The sequence below is a fragment of the Streptomyces sparsus genome, assembly GCF_054776295.1.
On the sequence record NZ_BAAHCA010001416.1, the window covers coordinates 1 to 869 of the forward strand.

The 869-nt window shown below is 73.6% G+C and carries 1 protein-coding gene and 1 pseudogene; one reads left to right on the forward strand and one right to left on the reverse strand.

What is annotated here, in order from left to right; translation table 11 throughout:
* A pseudogene (locus ACYVE9_RS28775) lies at window positions 1-169 on the reverse strand (adenosylcobinamide-GDP ribazoletransferase); the annotation flags it as partial.
* A gap of 42 nt (window positions 170-211) precedes the next feature.
* Between ACYVE9_RS28775 and ACYVE9_RS28780 the strand changes: the two are divergent.
* Window positions 212-869 (forward strand): hypothetical protein (locus tag ACYVE9_RS28780; RefSeq protein WP_461030818.1); only part of this gene is annotated, 658 nt, incomplete at its 3' end.

The following is an 869-nucleotide window of genomic DNA, read 5'->3' on the forward strand; positions in this document are numbered from 1 at the left end:
CGCCGAACGCCGCGGCGGCCAGGCCCACCACGACCCCGGCCAGCGGCGCGCAGAGCATGCCCGCACGGGCCGCCGGACGGTCCCAGCGGGTCACCCGGACGGGCAGCACGGTCAGGGTGCCGAAGGCGAAGCGCAGGCCGTCCGTGGGACGTGGCGGTGTGTCGTTCATCGGACGTCAGGCTAACGGCCGTCGGCACCCGAACCTGGCGCCATGGCTGACTGGTGGCTCCGCGACATCGTCGAGGCGGGCAGACTGCCGCTGACGCTCGCCCTGCTGGCGTTCCTGGTGACCTTTCTGCTGACCCGCACGATCACCCGGCTCATCCGTGCCGGGCACGGCCCGTTCCGTGACGTCTCCTCCGGCGGCGTCCACATCCACCACGTCGTGCCCGGCGTGGTGTTGATGGTGCTGGGCGGGTTCGGCGGCTTCGCCGCGAGCATCGGCCGCCCGGACGGCTCGGCCGTCGCGTACGTCACGGCGGTCGTCTTCGGCGTCGGCACCGGCCTGGTGCTGGACGAGTTCGCGCTGGTGGTCTACCTCAGCGACGTCTACTGGACCGAGAACGGCCGCAAGAGCGTCGAGGCCGTGGTGCTGACCACCGCCCTGCTCGGGCTGGTCCTCCTGGGCTTCGCGCCGTTCGGCACCGACGGGCTGACCGAGGAGGAACGCGGCGACCGGGGAGCGGTGCTGGGCACGGTCGGCTTCCACGTCTGCTGCTCGCTGGTGGCGTTGGCGAAGGGCAAGTTCCGGATGGCGGTGCTCGGGGTGCTGGTGCCCGTCGTCTCGCTGGTCGGCGCGGTCCGGCTGGCCCGTCCCGGGTCGCTGTGGGAGCGGCGCCTCTACCGCCGGCGCCCCCGGGCCCGCGCCC